This window comes from Prosthecobacter fluviatilis (assembly GCF_042655725.1).
Lineage (GTDB): Bacteria > Verrucomicrobiota > Verrucomicrobiia > Verrucomicrobiales > Verrucomicrobiaceae > Prosthecobacter > Prosthecobacter fluviatilis.
Genome location: NZ_JBHSMQ010000001.1, coordinates 362380 through 387047 on the forward strand (window position 1 = coordinate 362380; position 24668 = coordinate 387047).

17 protein-coding genes are annotated in these 24668 nt (G+C 60.2%); 7 read left to right on the top strand and 10 right to left on the bottom strand.

Going from position 1 to position 24668, the window contains the following annotated elements:
- Positions 1–3585: a PVC-type heme-binding CxxCH protein gene (locus ACFQDI_RS01390; protein WP_377162623.1), complete on the bottom strand. Its 3585-nt coding sequence runs from the start codon at positions 3583–3585 to the stop codon at positions 1–3.
- A 106-nt stretch (positions 3586–3691) separates the two neighbouring features.
- Here ACFQDI_RS01390 and ACFQDI_RS01395 point away from each other — a divergent pair, with 106 nt between their 5' ends.
- A complete protein-coding gene (locus ACFQDI_RS01395) occupies positions 3692–6610 on the top strand; it encodes a M28 family peptidase (protein WP_377162625.1) in 2919 nt (972 codons plus the stop codon).
- Positions 6611–6635: 25 nt separating this feature from the next.
- Here the strand turns inward: ACFQDI_RS01395 and ACFQDI_RS01400 are convergent, their stop codons facing one another.
- Both ACFQDI_RS01400 and ACFQDI_RS01405 read right to left on the bottom strand, forming a co-directional pair.
- On the bottom strand, positions 6636–7676 hold the full coding sequence (locus ACFQDI_RS01400; protein ID WP_377162627.1) for a hypothetical protein: 1041 nt from the start codon (positions 7674–7676) through the stop codon (positions 6636–6638).
- A gap of 72 nt (positions 7677–7748) precedes the next feature.
- Positions 7749–9293, bottom strand: coding sequence for a DUF1549 domain-containing protein (locus ACFQDI_RS01405; RefSeq protein WP_377162628.1), 1545 nt, complete (start codon positions 9291–9293; stop codon positions 7749–7751).
- Positions 9294–9385: 92 nt separating this feature from the next.
- Between ACFQDI_RS01405 and purD the strand changes: the two genes are divergently transcribed.
- Positions 9386–10636 carry a phosphoribosylamine--glycine ligase gene (gene purD, locus ACFQDI_RS01410; protein ID WP_377162630.1) on the top strand — a complete coding sequence of 417 codons (1251 nt, stop codon included), beginning with the start codon at positions 9386–9388 and terminating at the stop codon, positions 10634–10636.
- Positions 10637–10691: 55 nt separating this feature from the next.
- Here the strand turns inward: purD and ACFQDI_RS01415 are convergent, their stop codons facing one another.
- Entirely contained in the window at positions 10692–12101 is a 1410-nt protein-coding gene (locus ACFQDI_RS01415) for a DUF362 domain-containing protein (protein WP_377162632.1), read from the bottom strand.
- A gap of 74 nt (positions 12102–12175) precedes the next feature.
- Between ACFQDI_RS01415 and ACFQDI_RS01420 the strand changes: the two genes are divergently transcribed.
- Together ACFQDI_RS01420 and ACFQDI_RS01425 are read left to right on the top strand one after the other, a co-directional pair.
- Entirely contained in the window at positions 12176–12871 is a 696-nt protein-coding gene (locus tag ACFQDI_RS01420) for a M23 family metallopeptidase (protein WP_377162634.1), read from the top strand.
- Positions 12872–12902: 31 nt separating this feature from the next.
- Complete coding sequence (locus ACFQDI_RS01425; RefSeq protein WP_377162636.1) at positions 12903–13496, top strand: hypothetical protein; 594 nt, start codon at positions 12903–12905, stop codon at positions 13494–13496.
- Positions 13497–13507: 11 nt separating this feature from the next.
- On the opposite strand, the gene ACFQDI_RS01430 is transcribed toward ACFQDI_RS01425, so the two are convergent.
- The gene (locus ACFQDI_RS01430) at positions 13508–15016 is read right to left on the bottom strand and encodes a DUF7133 domain-containing protein (RefSeq protein WP_377162638.1); all 1509 of its coding nucleotides are present in this window, start codon (positions 15014–15016) and stop codon (positions 13508–13510) included.
- Positions 15017–15038: 22 nt separating this feature from the next.
- On the bottom strand, positions 15039–16595 hold the full coding sequence (locus tag ACFQDI_RS01435; RefSeq protein ID WP_377162640.1) for a PA14 domain-containing protein: 1557 nt from the start codon (positions 16593–16595) through the stop codon (positions 15039–15041).
- Between the two features lie 124 nt (positions 16596–16719).
- Here ACFQDI_RS01435 and ACFQDI_RS01440 point away from each other — a divergent pair, with 124 nt between their 5' ends.
- Entirely contained in the window at positions 16720–17265 is a 546-nt protein-coding gene (locus ACFQDI_RS01440; RefSeq protein ID WP_377162642.1) for a hypothetical protein, read from the top strand.
- 6 nt (positions 17266–17271) lie between these two features.
- Here ACFQDI_RS01440 and ACFQDI_RS01445 read toward each other — a convergent pair whose 3' ends face one another.
- Positions 17272–17532 carry a hypothetical protein gene (locus ACFQDI_RS01445; RefSeq protein ID WP_377162644.1) on the bottom strand — a complete coding sequence of 87 codons (261 nt, stop codon included), beginning with the start codon at positions 17530–17532 and terminating at the stop codon, positions 17272–17274.
- A 141-nt stretch (positions 17533–17673) separates the two neighbouring features.
- Between ACFQDI_RS01445 and ACFQDI_RS01450 the strand changes: the two genes are divergently transcribed.
- The gene (locus tag ACFQDI_RS01450; protein WP_377162646.1) at positions 17674–18057 is read left to right on the top strand and encodes an ATP-dependent Clp protease adaptor ClpS; all 384 of its coding nucleotides are present in this window, start codon (positions 17674–17676) and stop codon (positions 18055–18057) included.
- Positions 18058–18067: 10 nt separating this feature from the next.
- Here the strand turns inward: ACFQDI_RS01450 and ACFQDI_RS01455 are convergent, their stop codons facing one another.
- A complete protein-coding gene (locus ACFQDI_RS01455; protein WP_377162648.1) occupies positions 18068–19336 on the bottom strand; it encodes an MFS transporter in 1269 nt (422 codons plus the stop codon).
- A gap of 119 nt (positions 19337–19455) precedes the next feature.
- Between ACFQDI_RS01455 and ACFQDI_RS01460 the strand changes: the two genes are divergently transcribed.
- On the top strand, positions 19456–19986 hold the full coding sequence (locus ACFQDI_RS01460) for a ferritin (protein WP_377162650.1): 531 nt from the start codon (positions 19456–19458) through the stop codon (positions 19984–19986).
- 9 nt (positions 19987–19995) lie between these two features.
- Here ACFQDI_RS01460 and ACFQDI_RS01465 read toward each other — a convergent pair whose 3' ends face one another.
- Both ACFQDI_RS01465 and ACFQDI_RS01470 read right to left on the bottom strand, forming a co-directional pair.
- On the bottom strand, positions 19996–22503 hold the full coding sequence (locus ACFQDI_RS01465; protein WP_377162652.1) for a BatD family protein: 2508 nt from the start codon (positions 22501–22503) through the stop codon (positions 19996–19998).
- Positions 22504–22655: 152 nt separating this feature from the next.
- Entirely contained in the window at positions 22656–24668 is a 2013-nt protein-coding gene (locus ACFQDI_RS01470; protein WP_377162654.1) for a VWA domain-containing protein, read from the bottom strand.

Sequence of the window (24668 nt, forward strand, 5' to 3'; positions counted from 1 at the left end):
CTACTTCGCCAGTTCCTCAGCCGTCCACAGCGCTGTACGCTCCTCATTGGCCGCACGCACGGTTTTCACCTGTTCAGGCGTCACCGCACCCGCCTGGTTGCCGAAATTGGCCCTCACATAGCTGAGCACATCGGCCACCTGCTGGTCGTTCAGCCCCATGGGGGGCATCGGCAGAGGGGCAAGCTGCTTGAACTCCTCGCCATTCACACGAATGGGCCCGCTGAGGCCGTGGGTCAGCATTTTGATCAGGCGTGTGGCATCTCCCGCCACCCAGTCGCTTCCTGCGATGGATGGATACACGCCGGGCAGTCCTTTGCCCTCGGGCTGGTGGCAGTTCAGGCACAGCGCATCATAAACCGCCTTGCCCGGATGATCCGCCACTGCCGCCGCGCTGGCGATTTTCTTCACATACTCAGCGTGTCTGGCATTGCCGCCAAAGCTCAGTTTTGCCAGCACCGGCACGTAGTGTGGTTTCAGGCTCTTCACCACCTGCTTGAGGGCATAATCAATGAACCTGTCCGTTGGCTTGTCCAGGGCCTGCACCGCTGCTTCCACCGCTTCGGGCTTGGTCACATGCGCGCAGGCCACCACCGCCTCAAGACGCACGCGCGGGTTCTCATCCCGCACCGCCTGAGCCAGTAGCTCCAGCGAATGGGTCGCTCTGGCGCCATAGGCACGCACACGCGCATCCTTCGCCTTCAGCAGGCGTTTTACCAAACCTTCGTTCGGTGTCTCGTGCGACTCATACACGCCGCAGATTTCCATCAGCAAATGTTCGTCATCATTTTTCGTGATGAAGTCATCCGCTGCTTTCAGCACTTCCTCCGTCGGTGCATCAAACAGCAGGCGCTTCGCCTGGTAGCGCGTCCAGCGCTCCGGCGCCTTCAGCTGTTCCAGCAGTTCCGCCGGTTTCATCTCTGCCAGCTTTGGCTGCTTCACCGGTGCGCGGCCCTTGGCCGAGATGCGCCAGATGCGTCCATGCGAGCGGTCACGCCGTGGGTCCGCATAGCTGGCCTGGTAGTGGCCGATCACCGGATTGAACCAGTCGCACAGATACATCGCGCCATCCGGCCCGATGCTCACATCCACGGGCCGAAACGAAGTGTCGCTCGATTTCACTAGCTTTGGCAGCTGCGTGCTCTTGAAGCCTGAGCCATCGTCTTCCAGGCGGTGCAGCTCCACCACATTGCCAAAGTACCCTCCAATCAGCGCGCATCCCTGAATGTCATCCGGCAGCGCCTTCGTGCCGATGAATTCCAGGCTGTTCGTCTTCGGATTCGAGTCAAACAACGCGCCTGTGGGATGATACTCATCCGGATCAGCCAGCGCCACCAGCCCCGGTACGCTGTAGTAGCCCACAGGGCGGTCGCCGCTCTTGTGGAAGACCTGGTTGTAGTCATCAAACGCCACGCCCCAGCAGTTGTGCCCCGCCTTGCCGCCGTTGAAGTAGGCTTCCATTTTCTGCGTGCGCGGGTTCAGCTTCCATACGCCTGCCTTCTCCAGCCGCGCCAGCCCCCAGGCTGTTTCCACGCGTGAGAAAGCATGCAGCCCCTGCGTGAACCACAGCGCGCCATCCGGCCCATGACAGATCGAGTTCGCCAGCTGGTGGGTGTCGCCGATGCCAAAGCCTGAAAACAGCACCGTCTTCTCGTCCGCCTTGCCGTCGCCATTTGTGTCCTTCAGATGCACGATCTGGTCAAAGTCACACACATACACACCGCCCGCGCCCACTTCCACGCCCTGAACCATCGTCAGACCTTCCGCAAAACGTGTGGATTTGTCCGCCTTGCCATCACCATCCGTGTCCTCCAGCACCAGGATGAAATCAGACGGCTTGATGCCCAGCCGCGTTTGCGGATACGTCGGTGAGCAGGCCACATACAGTCGCCCGCGTTCATCCCAGGAGAACTGGGTCGGCTTCGCCACGCCCTCCGCCTCGGAGGCGAAAAGATTCATCTCATACCCTTCCGCCACCGTGAAAGCCGCCATCTGCTGCTCCGGTGTGAGCACCGTCTCCGTGACCACGCGAGATTCCGCCTTGGGCTCTTCCTGCACTTTCTCGCCCTTCGCCAGCGCATGGATGCGCGCGTCCAGTTTCGCCACGAGCGGCTTGCGCTCCTCAAAGCTCTCACGCAGGGAAGGGGCGTCCTGCGCAGGCTTGCCAAACATCTGCGTCACCCGGTCGCCATACACAAACGACCAGTTCGCCGGACGCCAGCAGTCAAACCACAGGCGGTTCTTTTCCACGATCGCCGCCTTAACCGCCGCCAGGTCATCGGCATCACTTGCTGAAGCCCCAAGCTGCTGCGCGATCTCCCGCGCCACCACGCGCAGTCCCAGTGCATTCAGGTGCAGACCATCGTCAGTGAGCCGCTCCCCCTTGCGCGCTGCCAGAGGTGTGAACAGATCCACAAACACCGCCCCGCGCTGCTTCGCTACTTCGCGCACCGCCTCCGCATACGCCTTCACATCGGCATTCCGCTGCGTGATGTCCGGCGCATGCGATGCCGTGGGCTTTTCAAACGGCATCGGCGAAACCAGCACCAGGCGCGGTGTCTGCGCAGAAAACTGGTCCAGCAGCCGGTGATACGCCGACTTGAACTCCGCCAGCCGTTTCACGCCATCAAACGACTCCGTCTGGCCAAACTGTGCGATCACAATGCCCGCGCCCGCAGCATCGAGCTGCGCCTTCCAGTCGCCGAAATTCAAATCCCGCCACTGCTCATACACCGTGTCGCCCTCCCAGGCCATCGAGCGAAAACGCGGCCGCTTCGCCGCGAAGGCCGTGCCGAACACCGCTTCAAATTCGCCCACCTTCTGCTCGCGCACCAGATTCTCCTGGCCTGCCATCACGATCACCTCGTCCTGCTCCAGCACAAACTTGCCATCCTTGAACGCCTCATGCTTGGCCACTGCAGCCCCCGGACTGCCAAAGCGGTTCAGCACATCCTTCTCCTCCGGCACCAGCGCGTCCGGCAGGGCCTCGATGGTGATGTTGCGGAAGGAAATCTGCGCCTTGCACTTGCCATGAATCTGCAGGGCGATGAGTCCCTTGAGGTCGATGCCCGGCTCGCGCTCCGTGTAGTCCACCGTGCGCACCTTGTTCACAAACAACTGAATGCGCTGCTCCTCGGCGCGAATTTCATACGTGTTCCACTCGCCTGGCTTCTCCGCTTTTTCGATCAGCTCCTTCGCCGGCTGAAGCAGCATTTTTTTGCGGCGGGACTCGTCATACAGGCAGCCCGTGTAGCCCGCTCCGATGTCCGCCTGATAGCCGCTCATCTCATTCGGCGGCTGTGCGATGCGCACGCTGCGGAACTGCACGCCCCCGTTCACAAAGCCCTCCGTGCCTTCCAGCTTGTACTCCAGCCGAAGGATGAAGTTCCGATACACCTTCTTCGAGGTCAGAAACTCATTCTGCGGATTTCCCTCCAGCGAGCCACCCACGATCACCCCGTCCTGCACGCGCCATACCTTGGTTTTTTCTCCGTCCCAGCCGTTGAGCGTCTTGCCATCAAACAGAGACACTGGTTCCGCGGCGGAAACCAGCAGGGGAAAAAGAGAGAGCAGGGGGAGTAAACGCATGGTTGGGGGGGGAAGTTTGGGCCGGATCAAACCCGGATTCGGGCAAGATGCATGCTCAAAGTTTCTGCAAACATCCTCGCCGGACGTATGTTCTTTCTCTCAAACCATGCGCCTGCTCGCCTTCCTGTTCTTCTCCACTGCCGTCCTTGCCCAGACCGAGGCGGATTTCCTGACAAACACGCGCCAGCTCACCTTCGAGGGCAAACGCTCGGGGGAGGGCTACTTCTCCGCCGATGGCACCAAGATGATCTTCCAGTCCGAGCGCGAGGAGGGAAACCCCTTCTATCAGATTTACCTCATGGATCTCGAAACCGGCGACCAAGAGCGCATCTCCCCCGGCATGGGCAAGACCACCTGCGCCTGGATTCATCCCGATGGCAAACGCGTGCTCTTTGCCTCCACCCATACCGATCCCGACTCCAAAAAGCTGCAAGCCGCTGAGTATGAGGAGCGCAAGAACGCCAAAGTCCGCCGCTACTCCTGGGACTACGACGAGCATTACGACATCTGGGAATACTCCTTGGTGGACAAATCCCTCAAAAACCTCACCCACATCCGCGGCTACGATGCTGAAGGCGACTACTCGCCCGATGGCAAAAAAATCGTCTTCGCCAGCAACCGCCAGGCCTACGAAACCAAACTCAGCAAGGAGGACGAGGAGCGTCTCAAGATCGACAAGCAGTACTTCATGGAGATCTACACCGCCGATGCCGACGGTTCCAACGTGAAGCGCCTCACCGATGCCCCCGGCTACGATGGCGGCCCCTTTTTCAGCGCCGATGGCAAACGCATCTGCTGGCGCCGCTTCACGCCCAAGGGAGACGTTGCTGAAGTCTGGACCATGAACGCCGATGGCAGCGACCAAAAAGCCATCACCAAGCTCGGCGCCATGAGCTGGGCTCCCTACTTCCATCCCAGCGGCGAATACCTCATCTTCACCACCAACCTCAACGGTTTTGCCAATTTCGAGCTCTACATCGTCGATGCCGCTGGCAAGCACGCCCCCGTCCGCGTCACCACCACAGACGGTTTCGACGGCCTCCCTGTCTTTACGCCAGATGGCAAGAAGCTCTCCTGGACCAGCGGTCGCGGGGCAGGGGGAGCCTCCCAGATTTACCTCGCCGACTGGGACCACGACCACGCCCTCACCGCCCTCGGCCTCAAGACCGATCCCCAGGCAGTGGTCGCCAAATCTCCCGAGCCCGATTTTGCCGCCACCGCCGCCGAGATCCGCCCCGAAGACATGAAGCAGCAGGTCACCTACCTCGCCAGCGATGCCCTCGGCGGCCGGCTCACCGGCACCGAAGGCGAAAAACTCGCCACCCAGTATGTCGCCGATGTCTTCCAGAAAATCGGCCTCGCCCCCATGGGCGATGACGACACCTACTTCGACAACTTCGACTTCACCGCCGGCGTCGCCCTCGGCGATGGAAATTCTTTGAAACTCGGCGACCAGTCTTTGGCCGTTGATCAGGACTGGAAACCTCTCTCCTTCTCCCAAAACGGCGAGGTCAAAGCCGCAGGCATCGTCTTCGCCGGTTACGGCATTGAAACCCCGGACGAAGCCACCGGCAACGACGGCAAGAAACTGGAACCCTACAGCAGCTACGCCCACCTCGATGTGAAGGACAAATGGGTGCTCGTTTTCCGCTACCTGCCCGAAGGCATCACGCAGGAGCGCCGCAACGACCTCAGCCGCTACGCCAGCCTGCGCTACAAGGCGCTCACCGCCCGCCAGAAAGGTGCGCGCGGCTTGATCGTCGTAAGCGGCCCCAATTCCAAAGTAGTGCAGCAGCTCTCCCCTCTGACCTTTGATGCCTCCCTAGCCACCAGCGGCATCGCCGCCATCAGCATCACCGATGCCGTCGGCGACAAGCTCCTCGCCAGTGCCGGCAAGAACCTCAAGGAACTCCAGGACAAGCTCGACAATGGCGACCTCATGGGCGGCATCGACTGCAAAGGTCTCACCCTCTCTGCCAATATCGTCATCCAGCAGGAGAAGAAAAAAGGCCGCAATGTCCTCGGCGTGCTGCCTTATGGCGACAAACCCGATCCGCACGTCGCCCCCCTCATCGTTTGTGCGCACGTGGATCACCTCGGCAGCAGCGGCGGTTCCAACTCACGCGCCAAGGGCGATGAAGTGAACAAGATCCACCACGGTGCTGACGACAACGCCTCCGGCACCTCCGCCGTCCTCGAAATCGCCCAGTGGCTCGCCGATCTGAAAAAGCAGGGCAGGCTCCAGCTCAAGCGCGACATCATCTTCGCTGCCTGGAGCGGCGAAGAGCTCGGCCTCCTCGGCAGCAATCACTTCGTCGAAGTCTATGCCAAGATGATCAAGGGAGACGCCAACGCCAAGCTCACCGGCATGTTTGCCGCCTGCCTGAACATGGACATGATAGGCCGCTTCCAGAAGACGCTTGTCATGCAGGGACTTGGCAGCAGCTCCATTTGGGCCAAGGAAATCGAAAAACGCAATGCCCCCATCGGCCTGCCCATCACCACGCAAAACGACGCCCACCTTCCCACTGACAGCACCGCCTTCTACCTGCGCGGCATCCCCACGCTAAACGCCTTCACCGGCTCCCACGCCGACTACCACATGCCCAGCGACACCGCGGACAAGATCGACTACGTCAATGCCGCCAAGATCGCCAAGCTCATGGGCCTCATCGCCCGTGGCATCGCCACCACCGATTCCCCTCCCGACTACGTCGCCATGGAGGCCCCGAAAAACCAGGGGGCCCGCACCGGCCTTCGCGCCTACCTTGGCACCATCCCAGACTACGCACAGGGAGACATCAAAGGCGTCAAACTCAGCGGTGTCTCCCCCATCGGCCCCGCCGCCAAGGCAGGCGTCAAAGCCGGTGACATCATCATCAAACTCGGCGGCAAAGACATCACCAACATCTACGACTACACCTACGTCATGGGAGATCTCAAGATCGGCAAGGAGACAACCATCAGCGTCCAGCGCGAAGGCAAGGAAGTGCAGATGAAGATCACCCCCGGTTCCAGGGACTAGCATCTGATCCAACGCCGGAGCCGGATCAAAGGTAGAGGGATTCCTGGGCCACTTTGCCTTTGCGGCGGATGGCCTGATGCCAGCCGCTCGCATCGTTCAGCACGATCCAGCGCCGCTCTTCCGTGCGGTAAAACCAGTCTTTGTCCTGCTGGAAGTAGATCTGGCAGCCTTCGCGCTCAAGAATGTTGATGATCTCGTTGCTGTGGGATTCCGTGTCACTGATGTCTGTGGTCGCCTTCTGTCCCATCTCGCTGTAAAGATGGTTCAGATCGAGCAGCAGTGACGCCACATCCGGGTCCATGGGCAGCGCGTTGAGTCCGATCTTCTTGGCTTCGTTGATGAGAATCGGATAGGCGTGGGACGGATATTTGGAGTTCAGCGTCGCAGCGATCTCACTCCTCCGGCCCTGGTCCTGAATGTGGTGGGAGAGGATCTCCTCGCAAAGCATCAAGGAAAGCGAGTCTGCCCGGTCCACCGCACCGATCACCAGCGGGTGAATGTGCTGGAACAGCGCATGATAGGGGTTCATGTCGCGCGTGGCGTTCTCGTTTTTTCGCCAAAGGTTGATGATGCGCTTCACTTCGTCCAGGCTCACGCTCACACGGTCATTGTCGCGGTCGATCGGGGACAGATCGTGGGTCAGTGAGGTGTCCACCGCCGTCAGATAAGCGATGGCCCCCATCTGAATGTCCTCCGCCCCCAGGGCGATCATTGTGGCTGCGGAGGCGCACTCAAGAGGCACCAGGGCTACCAGCCTCTGGCAGTAGCGGCGGATGAGGTTCACCATGCGCAGCGCCGCGCGCCCGTTGCCGCCGTCGGATTTGATGAAGATGAAAATCTTCTCCTGCATGCCGATGTGTTCGAGCAGCTTGAACAGTGCCGTCACATCACTGTGGCAGACGGATCCACGCGGTCCGTTCCAGTAAGTCAGCAGCTTGCCACCCAGGCGTTCCTGGATCTTCTTGATCATCGTCTGCGTCTTGTCGAACAGCACCGGCGGCTGTTTAAACCTGGCGGCTGCGCCGTTCTTCCTGCTCTTGCTGTCTTTCGTCCTGGTGGTTGGCATGGCGGGTATGATCTTGTGGTGGTAAGTCTTAACAACTTCCACGTAGCGTCTGCAAATGCTACATCAGCAAACTCACGGCCTGAACATGAACTCCCGTGTGTTCAGCAGAGCCCAGGCGATGTCCTGGGCCGCCGTCTTTGGCGACTCACTGCGGTGCTGCTGGGCGGCCGCTTTTTCCACGCCGCTGGGATAGCGGCCGAGAAAGGAAATGAACAGATCTTCGGTGGACATATCCGCGGGCTCGGCGTCCACGGTGTTTTGCATGTCCGGGCTGTTCATCATGAACCGGGCGAGTTCATGCGAGAGCGGAGTGATGCTTTCATCAGACCACTCACGCGAGCCGCGGCCCAGCATGCGCAGGGGATGCTCCAGCGGCGGCACCTGCGGCAGTTGCCCACTTTTTTCGGCAGACACTACGTCCCAGATCACTTCGGCGGGCAGCCGGCGGATGTGAGGTGCGGGCACCAGAGAGCTGCTGTTCCAGTCAGTGTTCATGACGATGCTGGAGCGCTGGTACGCATCAGTGCGCGCCAGAATGCGCTGGAACTGGCCGATACGATAGCCGCAGCGGCGGAATTCATCCGCCAGCACGACTTCGGCATTGACCGCCGAACGTTGGGCGAAGTTTTGGCCGATCCATGCAAGACTGTTGGGATGCACCGATGCATAGCAGCACCTGCGAGTGGCGGGAATGTCAGATCTCTCGTGTACTTCCTCCCATGAAGGGGCCGGATCGCTTCCGCCCACGGTGCGGTCCACATGCTGGCCGGGCATTCCAAACAAGCTGCTCCATATCCGCATGGCGGCCACGTAGCCAAAGCGCCGGCTGCTTTCATGCGTGATCCAATGCGCCACCTGCATGTGCGGGTCCTGGTCGCGTTTCATGGCAGGTGCGGGCTCGCGGGTCATCTGAAGCAGCCTGGGCTTCACCTGTTCCCCCGACTTTCCATCCCGGTACTTGTATTGTGATGGCAGCCGGATGTTGTCGAACTGGTCATTCTGAGTGAAGCACGCGGCAAACTGGTGGCTCTCCATCTGCGTGTGGTCGTTGAAGGGGTGATCGTGGCACTGCGCACAGTGCAGGTCTTCCCCCAGCACAGCATAGGCTGTCTCCACGCCGGTGCGGTAGGCATTGCCTTCATCGCGGCGGCTCATGTGACCTTCGCCGATCAAATAGGTGATGATCTGATCATACGGCCGGTCATCCGCCGCCGCCTGCCGCAGCCAGGCGATCACGACCTCGTCTTCCTTCACGCGAAACGTCTCCGCCAGCATGCGGAAGCGTACCTCGGCGGCTCCGGGTTCCTTGAGCAGGGCATCAGTCAGCAGGGCTCGTTTGGCTGGGACGCCACTCGTGAGAAAGCTGCGTACCTCGTCTGGCCTCGGCAGTCTGCCGGCAAGGTCGATGCAGGCACGGCGCAGAAAGACGGCATCGTCGGCCAATGGCGGCAGGGCAGGCAGAGGCGTGCGGTTGTGCTGGCGCTGCTGCTGTTGCGCCGTCTGGTAGTCACGCACCAGCGCAGCGTCGATCCGCGTGGCCGGGGTGTCTGCACCGACGTTTTCCTGGCGCATGCAGGAGAAAAGTGCCACAGAGCTCAGAAGAAGGCTGCGTTTCATGCTGCCTCCAACGTCCGGGGCTGAAAGTTCTTAGAACCCGGCCTCTCGTGCAGGCTTGCGCTGCCGCCCCGGCGCGCTAAGCATCCCGGCCCATGAAAATCCTCGTTACTGGCAAAGGCGGACGCGAACACGCACTCATCACGGCGCTCAGCGAATCGCCTCAAAAGCATGAACTCTTCGTCTATCCGGGCAGCGACGCCATCGCCACCCTCGCCACCCGCGTGGACGCCGCCAGCCTGCCCGAGTTGATCACCTGGATGAAGCAGAACAACATCGACCTCTGCATGGCCGGTGAAGAGGCACTCCTCGTCAAAGACGGCGGCCTGTCCAATCTTTGTGCCGAGGCCGGCATCCCCTGCTGGGGCCCCCGCAAGGAAATCGCCCAGCTTGAGGCCTCCAAGACCTTCGCGAAAAAGTTCCTCAAACGCCACGGCATCCCCACGGCTGATTTCACCATCTGCACCAACGCCGCCGAGGCCAAAGCCGCTCTCACGGAGCTCCCCATCGTGCTCAAGTTCGATGGCCTGGCCGCCGGCAAAGGCGTCGCCGTCTGCACCGCCAAAGACGAGGCCGAGGCTTTCGTCGATGACGTCATGGAAAAGCGCTGCTTCGGCCCCGGCGATCTGCTCGTCGAAAAATGCCTCACCGGCCCCGAAATCTCCGTCTTCGCCTCCGTGTGCGACGACAAATATCAGATCCTCATGCCTGCCCGTGACTACAAGCGCATCCGCGACAACGACCAGGGCCCCAACACCGGCGGCATGGGCGCCGTCGCCTCGCTCGAACTTGCCGATCCCGCCCTCATGCAGCGCATCGAGCTCGAGATCGTCCAGCCCACCGTGCAGGGCATCTTGAAGGACGGCCTCAAATATCGCGGCTTCCTCTACTTCGGCCTCATGCTCACCCCCACCGGCCCCCAGGTCATCGAGTACAACTGCCGCTTCGGCGATCCCGAAGCCGAAGCCGTCCTCCCCATGGTGCGCGGAGACTTCGCCACCTACGCCTTCGAGGCCGCCAAAGGAAATCTCCAGCCCGACCTCATCCGCTTCGAGCCCGGCTGGAGCATCTGCCTCATCAGCGCCAGTGCCGGCTATCCCGCTACCTCCCGCTGCGGCGACGTCATCTCCGGCTTGGAATCCGTCAGCGGCGCTCGCGTCTATCACTGCGGCACCAAAAAGAACACCGCAGGCCAGTTCGAGACCAATGGCGGCCGCGTCCTCGCCGTCGTCGCCCAGGGGGCCACTCGCGTCGAAGCCCGCGATAAAGCCTACGCTGAAAGCACCAAGATCACTTTCGATGGTCTCCAGCGCCGCTCAGACATCGGCAAGATGCATTTTGAGTAAGCTCTGAGTGGAGGAGGGATCTTATGGATCCCTCCATCCGTGGGGGGGGCGTGCTTCAAGCACGCTTCCCCATCCGCGCCAGCCTCTCATCGCTCTCCAGATGACCGCTCCACCCAAAGTGGCACTGAAACTCAAAGCAGTCCTTCATCTCCTCAAACGGTCCCTTCCACTCCGCCTTGTTTGAGGCCACCGTGATCTCTGACGGCCTGAATCCCACAATCGGCAGACGCTTCACCTCAAACGCATCCTTGAGCAGCCGCGTCTTCTTCCAGTTGAGCCCCATCAGTTGCGCGCTCACACAATCCACCGCCACCGGATGGGTTCCCGCGATGATGACACCGCTTGCCACAGGATCGCACGACATCGGCCCGTCTCCATCTCCGCCGATGATCCCGTCCACAATCGTCAGGTAGCGCAGCGGCTTCTCCCGCTTCTCGCCACGTCCGTCGAAATAGAAGAAGCACTTGTGCAGGTCCAGGATCATCCGCCACGCCGTGTTGTTCCCATGCCAGTTGCCGGAGCGCACGACCTCCTTCGTATCGCCAAACACCATCCGCCCCAGCTTCTTCAGCGGCACAAAAAGCTTGGAGAGAAAGAACCGCCCAAAGAGGATCTTCTTAGCATTCCGCATCAGCGTCCCTTCCAGCGCCCGCTTGGCGGTGGATTCCGCAAACTGGTCGCCGCCTTCCGCTGGCGTACCCTCCGTGTGGCGCGGCAGCCAGTTCGTGCGCGGCGTGGTACCCACCAAGTTCTTCAGCGCCACCGTCAGCCCCACCTTCTTGTGTGTCTTCAGCTTCGGCACATTGATCAGCACATCCGCGTTCATCGGCGTGCGGCAGATCCGGTATTCATGGTGCGGGTCCGTATGCTGCCGGTTCGTTGTCGCAAAATCAAACGACGCCCCATACAGCTTGCCCAGGCCGGGATGCCCTAGAAACTCGCTGTCCTCATCCAGGTGAATGTCCACGGCCCCGGACGGATCACTCGGCAGTTCCCGTTTCGCGATCGTTACCCCGTCATCAATCGTCCATTCCTCGCAGCGCATGTCAAAAAGCAGGAAGGCCACTCCAGGAAACTCCTTCGTCAGGTCCGTTACCATGTCATCCAGCCGGTGCAGCCTGCGGATGGTCGCAAACGACGAATCACTCTGCGGTGCATCACACAGCGTCACAGAGCCACGTCCCTGCAGCTTCTTTGCCGCCCACCGCGCCACTTCGCGCACTACCAAGGGGTGTGTGATGATCGTCAGCCAGCCGCCTTCATCCTCCGGCTTGCTCGCATTGTGCTCCTTCACCCAGTTCGGCTTGATCACCACCCGGTCCCCCGGCTTGATGAAATCCGCCGAAAGCTCCAGCGCGTTGATCGCGGCCTCGATCTGCTGACGGAGGGCATCGGCGTCATCATAGCTGGCTGGGCCGTTGAAGACGGAGACTTTGGGGGCACCAAACGAGGATGGGGAGATCATGTTCAAAGATAATGCTGACAATAAAGGGAGGCACGTTCCCTTTGCAACGCCACCGCAGCCCTCGAATCTCCCGCATGCAGACACTGGTGCGCATCATGCGAGTACTTTTACCCCTGACTCTCGTGGCGGTGCTGCTTGGCATCATCTGGCTGCGTTTCAGGAGCGGGTTGGCTCAAAAGACCAGGCCGCTTGATCCTGCATTTCTTCGCTTGGCACCGCTCGAAATAGCTGCTTTGCCCGTGGCGGCACGCTTTGACATGCCCATGGGGTCTGAGCATGGCGCACTAACTTACAATGCCCAGCCCTTTCGCATCCAGCGTCATCTGGGAGACGATCTCAACGGCATCGGCGGCGGGAACTCGGATTTGGGAGATGCTGTTTACGCAGCAGGGGCCGGTCAGGTGGTCTATGCGGGAAGTCCCGGTCCAGGTTGGGGCAAAATGATCTTCATAGCTCATCGCCTGCCTGACGGAGACGAACTCGGCCCCGTCGTTCAGACCGTTTACGCCCACCTGGCAACCATTGAAGTGCAGAGCGGGCAGCAAGTGGAACGCGGCCTCCGGATAGGCACCGTTGGCACGGCTGAAGGTGCCTATTTGGCACATCTGCATTTCGAAGTGCGGCTCGGTCCTTATGTGAATCCTGGACAAGGATATGCTGATACTCCTCTCAATCGGGTTTCGCCTGAACAGTTCATTCGAGCACGTCGGGCAGGATCAGATCAATTGCTAAATCCCACGCCAGAAAAATCTAAAATGCCAAAAAGATGATTTGAAGGAAGACCATTTGAATCCGTCATTCATGCAGTCTCTCCCACTCATGCGCCTGATCTCCATTGTTTGCTGTCTGCTGGTCTTGGCGGTTTCGCCAGGATTGAGCCAGCCGGTGAAATCGACTCCGGCCGCAGTCAGTTGCGAAACTCTGTGTGGAGAGCTGTTCACTTCGATCCGCATGGAGCCGGACAAGCTGATCATGAGACTCGAGGAAGCCCTGGTCATTCATGAGGCATGTGCCGGGGAGATCGTCACTGCGGCCATGGATGCGGTGAATGCCGAGCCCGGTCGCGTGCGCAAAATTGTTGAAACCGCCATGGACCTCGCCCCGGCTCGGGCGGCCGTTATCACCGCTGCGGTGAAAAACTACACGTCCCCCGTTGTGGTGGCTGCTGCTGAGGAGCATGAGGAGGTGAGACGTGCGGTCTTGCCGGCAGCTGAGCCCCCCCGTCCTATGGACGGAGAGCAGGTGCGGCGTGCCGAGCTGCCATTGCAGACCCGCAGCATCCCCATCGTCGAAGTGCGGCGCGCTGAACCTGCGGCGGCCATGGAATTCAGTGAGCAGCAGCCCGGGCCATCCGTGAAACTGACGGATGTGCCCAAGGCGGCGCCGCTGAAGTAGGCAGCGCGTGATTACTTCGCCGGAATTTCATTCAGCGTGTAATAGCCCACCTTGTGTAGCAGCGGCAGCTTTTCCGCGCTCCGCACACCGTCCAGGTGCAGCTCATGGATATGCCCCTTGGTCAGCGGTGAGATGGTCAGACGCACCGATTTTCCATCCTCAGAGACCTTTGCAGCCGTGATTTTGGGCAGGATCTCATCGACTTCATCGCCGCCATACTGCTCGCGGTACGCATAGGTAAACTCACGCATGCTGTAGCTCTTCGCATCGCCGGCCGTGGCCGGATCCACCGGCTGTGTGAAGGTCAGTTCAAATCCGTCCGGCTTGGCATGCATTTCATGCACCTCAAAGGGTGTTTTCCCGGTCCATTCGCATTTCTCAAAACAGAAAGGCTTTCCCCCGCGTGCACCCCAGCCGCGGTCACTGCCGCCCACAAACACGCGCCCCTCTTCGTCCATGCGTCCGCCGATGATCCCGCTCGCAAAGCCGCTGCGGAAGGGAATCACCACCCCCTGCTTGATGCCGTTCACCGTTTCGAGATACACACGGCTCAGATTGCTGTGGCTCTGATCGGCGATGAAAAGCTGCTTGCTGAAGGGGCCAAATTTCCCCCCGCTCAGGTCGCAGATGATGGCGCTGGCAGAGTTGCCGACCTTTCCGTGCACCAGATACACCGCTGGCGGCAGCAGCTGCTTGATGCGCTGCCTCTCTATCACCATGCGGTCAGGGTCTCCACCCGGCCGGTCCTCCTTGCGGCTGCGCTCTCCCTGGAAAGCCTCCGGCAGGGGATCGATCGGCCGCGGCCCCATGTTCGGCGCCAGATCATACCAGATGTTCCCACCGGGATGCCCCTGGAAAGTCCCCGGCACCAGATGCTGCAGCGTGCATGAGCCATGCCATGGCCCCTGGTTGTCGCAGTAATAGACTTCGCCGTCTGCATCAAACCCCACGCCCCCCGGACTGCGGATGCCCGAGCACGTCGGCACCATCGTCCCGTCAGGCTTGATCCTCAGCGCCCATCCCCGAAACGGCACCGCGCTGCTGAAAGACCCTGTCAGGCACAGCGTCACCCACAGGTCTCCTGCTTTGTCAAAGCGGCTCCCGATCGCATACTCGTGGTAGTCTCCGGAGACGCCCCAGCTGTCGTTCACGTTCTCAAACACATCCGCTCGTCCGTCATGGTCGGTGTCTTTCAGCCGTGTGATCTCATAACGCGTGGTCGCATACAGGTTCTTGTCCTTGGGATTGTAGGCGATGCCCAGCACCTCGTGCAGGCCTGAAGCAAACAGCTTGTAGCTGACGTTTGAGGCATCATTGCTCCCTGCACCGCTCACGATCCAGATTTCACCCCGGCGTGTGCCCAGCGCCAGCTTGCCGTCCGGCATCAGGTCGATCGAGCCTACCTCCATCGCCGTCTCCTTCGGCGTGTCAAACGTGGTGATCTTGTAATAGTCAGCCTCCACTGGATCTGCGGCCAGCAGTGGGGTGCAAAGCAGGGAGAGAATAAAAAAACGTTTCATGGCAGTGCAAAAAGGCAAAAGGTTACTGTGCCCACTGGTAGGTGATGATCATGATGCCGGTCCGGCCGGGAATGACGAGGTTCTTTCCGGCAATCTGTGCGCCGGCGGCGCTGATGAGGCATGACGGCGTGCCCTTGAGGGTAAAGACGCCATCCTTGCCCTCCAGCGCTCCGCTGCCAATTCGATACCAGGCATTGGCGGGCAGTTTGCCGGAGACCTTCACGGTGCGTATGAGTTTGGCGTTCCCATCCGGCTTGTTGCCGTCGCCCACGGCTTGGAAAGACTCCTCCACTTCCGCCCCCTGCCACGCATAGCGGAATGTCGGACTCCGCTTTGTGTCCAGCGAGTAGCCCCTCCATTCAAATCCCTCATGGCGCTTCACCTTGCCCCATTTCGGCCATTCAGCTTCCGGCTTCTCTGTCACAAAAAACGCCGGCGTCACCTCTCCTGTCGGCTGCAGCACATCATACCCCAGCGGCTTTTCGTGGCCGCCACCGCGTGAGTTCCAGTGACGGGCTGCGTCCATGAAGGCCCCCCGCCAGATCAGCGCCAGGTTCATGCTTTCGGCGCTCCATGCCAGATTCACTCCGCCAGGATAGCCCACACCGATCCCGCGGTTCCCGGCTCCCTGGATGAAGTTGCGGTACATCACCGTCTCATCCTTCACCACCAGCGGGATCGGATCGAACTCCTTCTGCTTCTTCGCGCCGCCCTGCCATTTCGGGTGCAGCCATTTGGAGAGCGGCGTGATCTGCGTGTCCGCCGCCTTCCACGCCGCATACAGCTCGATCTGCCCGCCGGCTTGGAAATACTCCAGACGGAACTCATGCTCTCCTTTCTCCAGTGTCAGCCCTGCCTCCTTGATGTCTCCCGAAGGATGAATCCCGTCATACTCCACGATCTTCTTCCCATCGATCAAGATGCGCGCACCGTCGTCGCTGGAAAGATAAAAACGATACGATCCTTTCTTCGGAGCGACCAGCTTCCCCGTGAAAACCACCCCAAACTCATTCTTGTAGTCGTCCAGCTTCACCTGCAGCAGATTGTCCTCAATCTTGCCCTCCCGGTGCGGCTTCAGCTTCGAAAAATCCGGCAGCTCTTTCCAGTTTCCCAGGTAGAGCGCAAAGTGCAGGTCATGCAGCGTGTCCCCCAGCGGGGCCACTTTCAGCACACCGCGCATCGTCAGCGCGTGACCAGGAAACGTGCAGACATACGGATAGCTGCCTGGTTTTTCAGGAGCAGAAAAGCTCAGCACCTCCTTTTCATGCGGATTGAGCATCTTGGAGTGCGCCCAGATGCGCGGATCATCTGGCAGCCAGTTCCGCTTCAGAGCCTCCTCCGGCTTTTCCATCTGCTTCATTGCCATGGCGGCCGTGTCGGTGCCCGGCTTGCAAAAGACCACGTTGTGCGGGAGGTCATCCCCGTTTTCAAAGGTGATTTTCACTGGCTGGCCCGGCTGCACGAGCATTTCGGTGGTGTCGTATTTCATCTGCGCCGTCATCGTTTTCAGCGCAAAAACGGCGGGTTCGGCTGCCCGCACGGTGGCGGCTAGGAGAATGGCGAAAAGCAGGCGGGTCATAAGGAACGCGTTTAAACGCAGGTGGTGCAGGATGCCTTGCTAAAATGCACCGTCAAAGCCCTCTGTTTGAATTCCTCCTCACTTTGGGCTTGGCGCAGGCTGCGGAATTTGGTTATCTTCCCTCATGCAAAACTGGTATCTGCTCAAAGCCTCGGACAAGGAAGTTTATGAAGCCAAGGATCTCGAAACGCTGCGTGGTTGGGCTGCTGATGCCAAGATTTCCCCCCTCGACAAGATCTCCAGCGACAACCGCATGAGCTGGCAGCGTGCGCCCATGATCGCGGAGCTCCAGATGGATCTCCTCGTTCAAATGCCCGACAACTATCTCTACGGCCCGACAAACGTGGCCACCATTCAGGAGTTTCTGGCCACGGGTGAGATTGATGAAAACGTCACGATCATCAACTGCCTGGACAACACGGAGTCACGCCTGGCGGATTTGTCCTGGTTCCAGGCCAGCCCGCATCATGTGCGCAGCGCCGCCACGACTTTCATTGGCACCGGGCGTCCGGATGACAAGAGCACTGTCGGAGATGTCATGCAGCAGTCACGCATTTCCACTTTGGAAAAGCAGGTGATGGAACTGCAGCGTGTGGTGGATGAATGGCAGCAGGCTTACAATGGCCTGCGCCAGCAATACGTCGAAGCAACCGGCCGTGAGCCGATGTGATCTGACTCAGGCTTCGTCGCTGGTCTCGCTTTCACTGCTCAGGCCCGGGAGATCCTTGGCTTTGTCGGCGTAGCGGTCAAAACGGTTGGAAAGGATCAGCAGGGTTGGGGCCCACAGCCCGATAAAGATTCCCAGACGCTCGGCGTGCGCCTCCTGCTCTGGCGTGTCTCCGTTGAAAAACCACCAGCTCCAGATGGAGAGGATGACGGAAAGCATGCCTGCCTGAAAGCAGATGGTGCTGAGGGTTCGGCAGATGGAAGGATTCATGAATTAAAGTCTGGCACACAGACAGGGCCTTTTGCAAGCAATCCTCGTTGTCAGGTCAAATCCTGCGGACTAAAACGCAGCCGCAGGCGTGCGGCGCTCTCAGCCCTTGAGAATCGGCCGTTCTGTGGCATTGTGCCTCTGATGATCTACTCTGCAGACATCCGTGGCGCTACCGCTCCGGTGACGCCACGGCAGCCTCGCGTGGCTCCGCAGCAGCCTCGTGTGCAGCCGCTTGCAGCTCCGCCAGCCTTGGAGCCTCCTTGGCATGTCATCCTGCTTGATGACGACTGGCACACCTTCGAGTACGTGATCGAAATGCTGCAAGTCATCTTTGGCCATCCCCGGCAGCTCGGCAGGCGAATGGCCGAAGAAGTGGACCAGCGAGGGCGCGTGATCGTCGCCACCGTCCACAAGGAGCTGGCAGAATTGCGACAGCAGCAGATTGAAGGTTACGGGCCCGATCCCAAAGAGACCAATCCTCAAGGGCAGGTCTCCATGAAGGCTTTGATCGAGTGTTCGGAATGATCTTTCCTCTTCAGTTCTGCCCCCGGGGTTCGGGAATGCCGCGTAAAATCAGGATGGAAACGACTGACATGGCTGCTGCCAGGGCGGCGACCATGTAGAACGATCCGCTGAGCGAATGAATGACTCCGCCCAGGCTGGTGGCGAACATCAGAGACCACACGTTGCAAAAGCCCAGCATGGCCTGCAGCGTCGAACGGCGCTCCGGCGGGCAGAGTTCCGCAGTCAGTGTCAGATCCCCCACGCGGTCCAGAAACAGGCCGAAGCCGAGAATGAAGTAGGCAGCGGTAAAGCCTCCGAATGACTGGGTCTGGCTGGCCCAGATGCACATAATGATGCAGATAAGCCGCGAAAGAATCAGCAGCACCCTGCCTCCTTTGTGATAGCCCAGCCATGCGGCCAGCATGCTGCCGAGGATGGTGCCGATGTTTTGGCAGGACACAAAACTGCCTTCATCCGCCTCAGGCCTTCCGGTGGTGTGCAGCGCATGCAGCGTTAGAAACGAAACCACCATCAGATACCCCATCCCGGTAAAGCGGGCTGCGATCAGCCTGAGCAGCTGCGGCTGCCTGCCCAGCAGGCCGGGCAAACTGCGCAGGTAGCTCCAGTAGCTTCCGGTGTGCGGGTGGTAATGGTGTGCCGCTGGCAGCTCGCGCATGAACGACTGCGAGAGCCAGGACAGAAACAAAAAGCCGAATGTGATCAGGTGCAGCACCGCATAGCCTCGCTGCCCCGGCATATGGCTAAGCACCTGGTGGATCACCGCACCGGCCACCATGCCGATGCACGCCTGCGTGATGTAGCGTGCCGCCCAGCCCGCTGCACGCACCCGTTCCGGCACCATGCGCGTGACCATTTCCATCCATGCCACCACGCCTACGCCTCCGATCAGGCCTGAAGCTACCGGAGTCAGCACCACCAGCGGCAGCAGCCATGCCCCGGCATCCTGCCAGTGCCATAGCAGCAGCCCCGTGATGAGATATGGCAGCCTCTGCAGGATGCCGAAACCCATCACCCACGGCTTGAACCTCGTGAGGCGCTCGACCAGGGGAGAAACAAAGAGCCCGGCCATCGCAAACGCTGCGGGCAGGATGGCGGGCATGATTGCGATGATCGCAGAGCGCCCGCCGAGCTGTTCCACCATTTTGGGCATCACCGTCTCCGGCTGGAGAAACGCCACCCCCCCCATGTACAAACCGCCCTCCAGGCAGTGGCAGATGAAATTCCGCCGCACGACCTGCGGGTGGTGTTGAGGGTGTGGGGCTGCGGTGTCTGCGGGCATCGCGGTGGGGTGGGCTCATCGTGGCGTGGACTGGCGCAAATGAAAGCGAATCGTCTTTCATCTGTCTTGCACGCAGGTTCCATTGCTGATTCAATAGGTTCATAACCCAAGAAAACGCTATGACACTCAATCCAAAGCTTACCAAGCTGCTCAATGAGCAGATCAACAATGAAATGTCCTCCAGCTACGTTTATCTCGCCATGGCGGCTTGGTTTGAGCAGACTCCCTACTCCGGCTTTGCCAAATGGATGTTCGCGCAGAGCCGCGAGGAGACCATGCATGCGCTGAAATTCTACCAGTATCTTGTGGATCGCGATGCCAAGGTCGAGTTCCAGCCCATTGCCAAGCCCAAGATGGACTTCAAATCTCCTCTGGATGTCTTCCAGCACAGCCTCAAGCAGGAGCAACGCGTCACCCAGCAGATCAATGATCTCTTTGAGGTCGCGGAGCAGGTCAAAGACCATGCGTCAAAAAACCTGCTTCTCTGGTTCCTCAACGAGCAGATGGAGGAAGAAAAAACTGTGGGGGACATGCTCGAACGCCTCAAGCTCGCCGGCAATGACACAGCCAGCCTCCTTGTCCTCGACCGCGAAGCAGGCGGCCGCCCTGGCGCAGGTGCTGCCTCGGAAGGGGCGGGAATCGGAGCATGATCCGCTCCTTTACGGCAGCAGCATCATGTCCCACGGCCACAGCGGTGTGTACGTGGCAGACTCGATCCACCCGCGTACAGGTTCGTCTTCGCTCGGGACTTCGACATAGCTCCACGCTCCGCGTTTTTCCAGCAGCCTCACCTGGCTGCCGGGCGGGAGGGCAACGACATTGCCCGAAGTGACCGTGGCTGATGTGTAGGCGTTGACGTCGCGTGCTGTCACGACCATCACATCCTTGACACGGTCGCCCGGCGCAGGGCGGATGGCGGCAAAGGTGGCAGACGGAATGAAAACCAGCACGCCGAGGAGCCCGAGTATCAGTGCGTTGGCACTGCCTCCCCCCTTCTGCGACTGCGAAGCAGCAAGAATCCAGCGCATCAGCGCCAGAAGGACGATCCATACGCCTGCCGATGCAGCAATGACCCAGGTGTTTTTGCTCAGCATCAGGCTCCATTCAGCCAGCGGTGACTTTTCCCCAAAGCTGAAAAAGCGCAGCTTTTCATCAAGGTGCCGGAGATTCTGCCGCACTTCAGGGTTCAGCGGATCCAGAAGCTGCGCACGCTGGTACCATAGCGCAGCACGCCCCATGTCCTCCTGTCTGTAGCGGGCGTTGGCGATCAGCGTAAAGACCTCGGAGCTCAAAGCAGGAGGGTGCTGTTTGGTGAGTGATTCGCCGAGGTACTGTGCCTGGGTGAACTTGCCCTTCTCCAGAGCCTCCCGTGCCTGCTGATAAACTGCATCAGGAGAGGCTTCTGCCGCTCCAGCATCAAAGGAGAAGATGGCCAGTGTGGCGATGAAAATGGCGCTGCGTTTCAGCAGCGGCGCCAATGTGGACAGGATGCGGTTGCGCTCACCCGCCCCTAGTGGCTGCCCTGGCGTGGAGGTGCCCGTAAAGCTTTGGGTCTCGTAGCGGTGGATGATCTGCCGTAGCGCCTCGTCCTGTATTTCACCGGGCTGGCTCCGGTGAATGAAGTGGGCGGCCCGTTGCAGAAAATCACGGTCTGCCAGATGACTCTCTTCTAGGCCGCGCCAAAGATCTTGCAGCTCTCCTCTCAGCCCGCTCATCGCTTCCTTGCGGTGACGGCGGTACCACGTGAAGAGTGTCGCCAGAATCACGAGGGCCGCCGGGATGGACTGAATCGCCCAAAAACGTGAACTCGTGGTCAGAGGGGCGTTGGCCGTCGCGGGGCTCAGCCATCTGGCCTTGGCCGGAATGTTCATCAGAATGTCGCTGATCTGCGGCTTCGGCTGCTGCACGGCAGGCGGCTTGGGCGGCTCTGTTCCGGCAGCCGCTTCCACCGCTGCAGTGGCTGTCGCCATGGTGCCTGGCTTGACGCGCAGCGCTATCGGTGACGTGCGTGCGGAAATATATTTTTTCTGCGTGGGGCTGAAGTAGCTCAGCTCAAAAGGTGGCAGCTCCTTGTGCACTTTTTCCGGCACAAACACCATCGAGTAGCCGATGCGGCGCTGGAGGGCCGGGGTCAGATTGGGGTCGATGGGCCCGTCCACATTGTAGCGTCGCGGGGGGTAGGCTTTCCATCCCTCGGGCGGCATCATGCTGGGCGGATTCAGCGCTTCAAAATTGCCCGATCCATCGATGGTGATGTCCACCGCCAGCGGATCTCCAACACCAAGCTCGTTAGGAGTCGCGGTGGCGCTGATGCTGAAATCACCCACTGCTCCGGTGAAATTCTCAGGCTTGCCCTCCGTCGGCAGCGGCAGCACTTTGACTTTCACCTCCTGGCTTTTGACCACGTGCTTGCGCGGCTCCACTCCGCCCATGATCACGCCAAACGGCAGCCCCCGGCTCATCTGCCGCTGGGTGTTTTCGTCCAGCACCTCGTACAGCAGTTCACAAGTCGCCGGGCCCACCTTCAGGTCTCCCGCATGCAGAGCGGAGAGGGTGCTGCGGTAGGTGATCACAATGTAGTCGATGTCGTTGATCCGCTGGGCGTTCTGCTCGGCCTGCTGCGGAAACCGGGCGATGGCAAAATCATTCTTGTTCACATCGATCAGCCCGATGCGCCGCAGCATCACCCCTCTGCGTGGCACAAAAAGGCTGGCGCTGATGGGCACCACCTCGCCTTGATAGACTTCCGTTTTACCGACCTCGATCTGAAACAGCGGAATGCTGGCATCTTCGGCTGCATTCGGCGTGTTGGCTGGAGACTCCGTGACGATGAAACGAACTTCGTTGGTTTTGAGGATCTCTCCGTTGACCAGCACTTCCTGCGGGGGAATGACGAATTCGCCGGGTTCGCTGCCAATCACTCCCCAGGAAAATTGCGTCGAAACGATCTCCTGCCCGCCTCGGATGACAGAACTCTGTCGTGTGGTCAGTGCAGTGCTCATTCCGACCTGCACAGGAAGCCGCAGTTGCGGTTCGCTCTGGATGACGCCGTTTTGCACGGAAATGACGTAGCTGACTTCCTGCCCGGTGTGCGCGTGATCGGGCTGGATGTAAGCGCGGATCGTCGCTGCGGACGCACTGCCGGTGCTGAGCAATATCAGACACATCAGCCCCTCCAGAATGCGGGAGAGTGTGTGTGCCCTCCAGCTGCCTGGCCTCGGGCTCTCAGCCCTGGCTGCTGACCGTTTCCGGATTGAATGGAGATCGAGGCTTTGAGTCATTCGAGTTTGGGATTTCGTGCGCCATTGCCGAAGACGGCTCACCAGTCTTTTTTGTTCGGCGGCGGTGTGTGGTAGCGGGTGGACAGCGGAGCAGTGTTCTCATCCATGTACTGGAGGATGTATCTTTCGGCCTCTCCTGGGGTATAGCCAGTGCGTGGGTTGCGCTGGTCGCTGGTCATTTTCTTCGGGTCTTTGTTCTTGTCCTCGTCAGGCATCGCCACGGCTTTGCTCTGCGGCTCTTTTTTCCCGTCCTGGTTACCACCAGCAGCCTGGAGCCGCCCTTCAGGCAGTTCTTTGGCGTCCTTCCCACCGATGCCGTCATCCGCTTCCTTCTTCTCGCCTTTGATTTCCTTGGGCTCCTTGGGTTCCCCCTGGCCGTTAGGGTCGCTGCCTTGCTGGCCGTCCTCTTGTTCGTCGCCCTCGTCACCTTCTTCCCCTTGCTGGCCTTCACCCTTGTCACCTTTCTGCCCTTTTTGCCCCTTCTGGCCTTTGTTACCTTTTTTACCCTGCTTTTCTTCCAGACGCTTCAGTTCCTGGCGCAGCTGGGCGAGCATTTTGTCCGCATGGTCTCGGTTCTCGCGCAGGTTCTTGTTCTCAGGATCGAGCTCCAGAGCGGCGTCCAGGTGCCGCAGCGCGTCAGTCCAGCGCTGGAGCGTGATCTTGGGCTGCTGCTGCAAACCTTTCACCCCTTGATCATACAAAGTCTGCGCCAGTCCCCGGTGCGCCCTGGCTCGCAGCGACTTGTCCTGCGTGTGGAGTGCTTCGCTGAAATTCTTCACGCTGCCATCGTAGTTCGTGAGATCATGCTCCGCTGTTGCGAGGCCGTAGAGGAGCTCATCGCGGGAGCGCGCATCGAAGTCCTCGCGTTGCAGCAGCTTTCTGTAGATCTCGCGCGCCTTTTCAAACTGGCCGCTCTCAAGTGCTTTGCGCGCCTCGTCAGGAGTCGGGCCGCCAGACTGGAAAAAGAATCCCAGAAAGTCTGAAGCCACCGCTGCCTGCGCACTGGGTGCGGGCGCAAAGACGGCGACTGCCATCGCCAGCACGGCCGGACGTGCGGCGGCAGAGCGGGGCAGGGCGCTGATGATCCAGGCAAGCATGAGCAGGAATATACCCAGACCGAGGGGCCAGGCAAAGCGCTCAATTGGCTTTGACTTCTGCCGGTTGGCAGACTCCTGCTCGGTCAGGCGGTCCAGCACAGGCTGGATCGCCTGGCGGCTCAGGGGGCGGGCGTCCAGTTTCAAAAACCGTCCTCCCGTGGCGGAGGCCAGCTGCTGCAGGACACCGCTTTGCAGCTGCGAGCGCACCACATTGCCAGCCTCGTCTCGGATGTAGTCGCCCTCCACTTCGGGATCTGGAATGAGCGTGCCGCCTTCAGTGCCGACACCTACGGTGACGACCACGACTCCGGCCGCTGTGAGGCGTTGGATGTACGAGGTCAGATTGGCGTCGGCATCGCCTCCATCGCTGAAAATCACCAGCGCATAATTGCTCTTTGGCAGGCTTTTGATGGCACGCAGTGTCACCTCCAGCATGTCCGCCAGATTGCTCCCGCCCCATTCGACGATCGTGTGGTCAAAGGCCAGCAATGACTCGATGATCGCGTCATGATCCGTCGTGAGCGGCGCCTGCAGGTAGGCGCGGCCGGCAAATGCCAGCAGGCCAACCCGCTCGCCGGGGAGTTCCATGATAAGGTCGTGCGCTGCCAGCCTGGCACGCGTGAGACGGTCTGGCGGCACATCACGCGCGAGCATCGAGCGCGATGTGTCTATCGCGATGAAAATGTTGCGCCCCTTGTCTGGGGTCTCAAGCTTTTCCTCCCCCCACCGTGGTTGCGACACCGCGACGATGAGGCATGCCATGGCCATGATGTATAAAAAATACGCGAGCCAGGAGCGCCAGCGCGACCGGCCGGTGACGAGCCCCGTCCGAAGGCGCTCCGCGGTGAACAGCCGCTCGGCCTTGGACCCCTGCGCATCCACCAGCAGTTTCAGCCCCACCAGAGCGGGGATGATCAGCAGGAACCAGAGCAGGTGTTGATGGGCAAAGCTCAT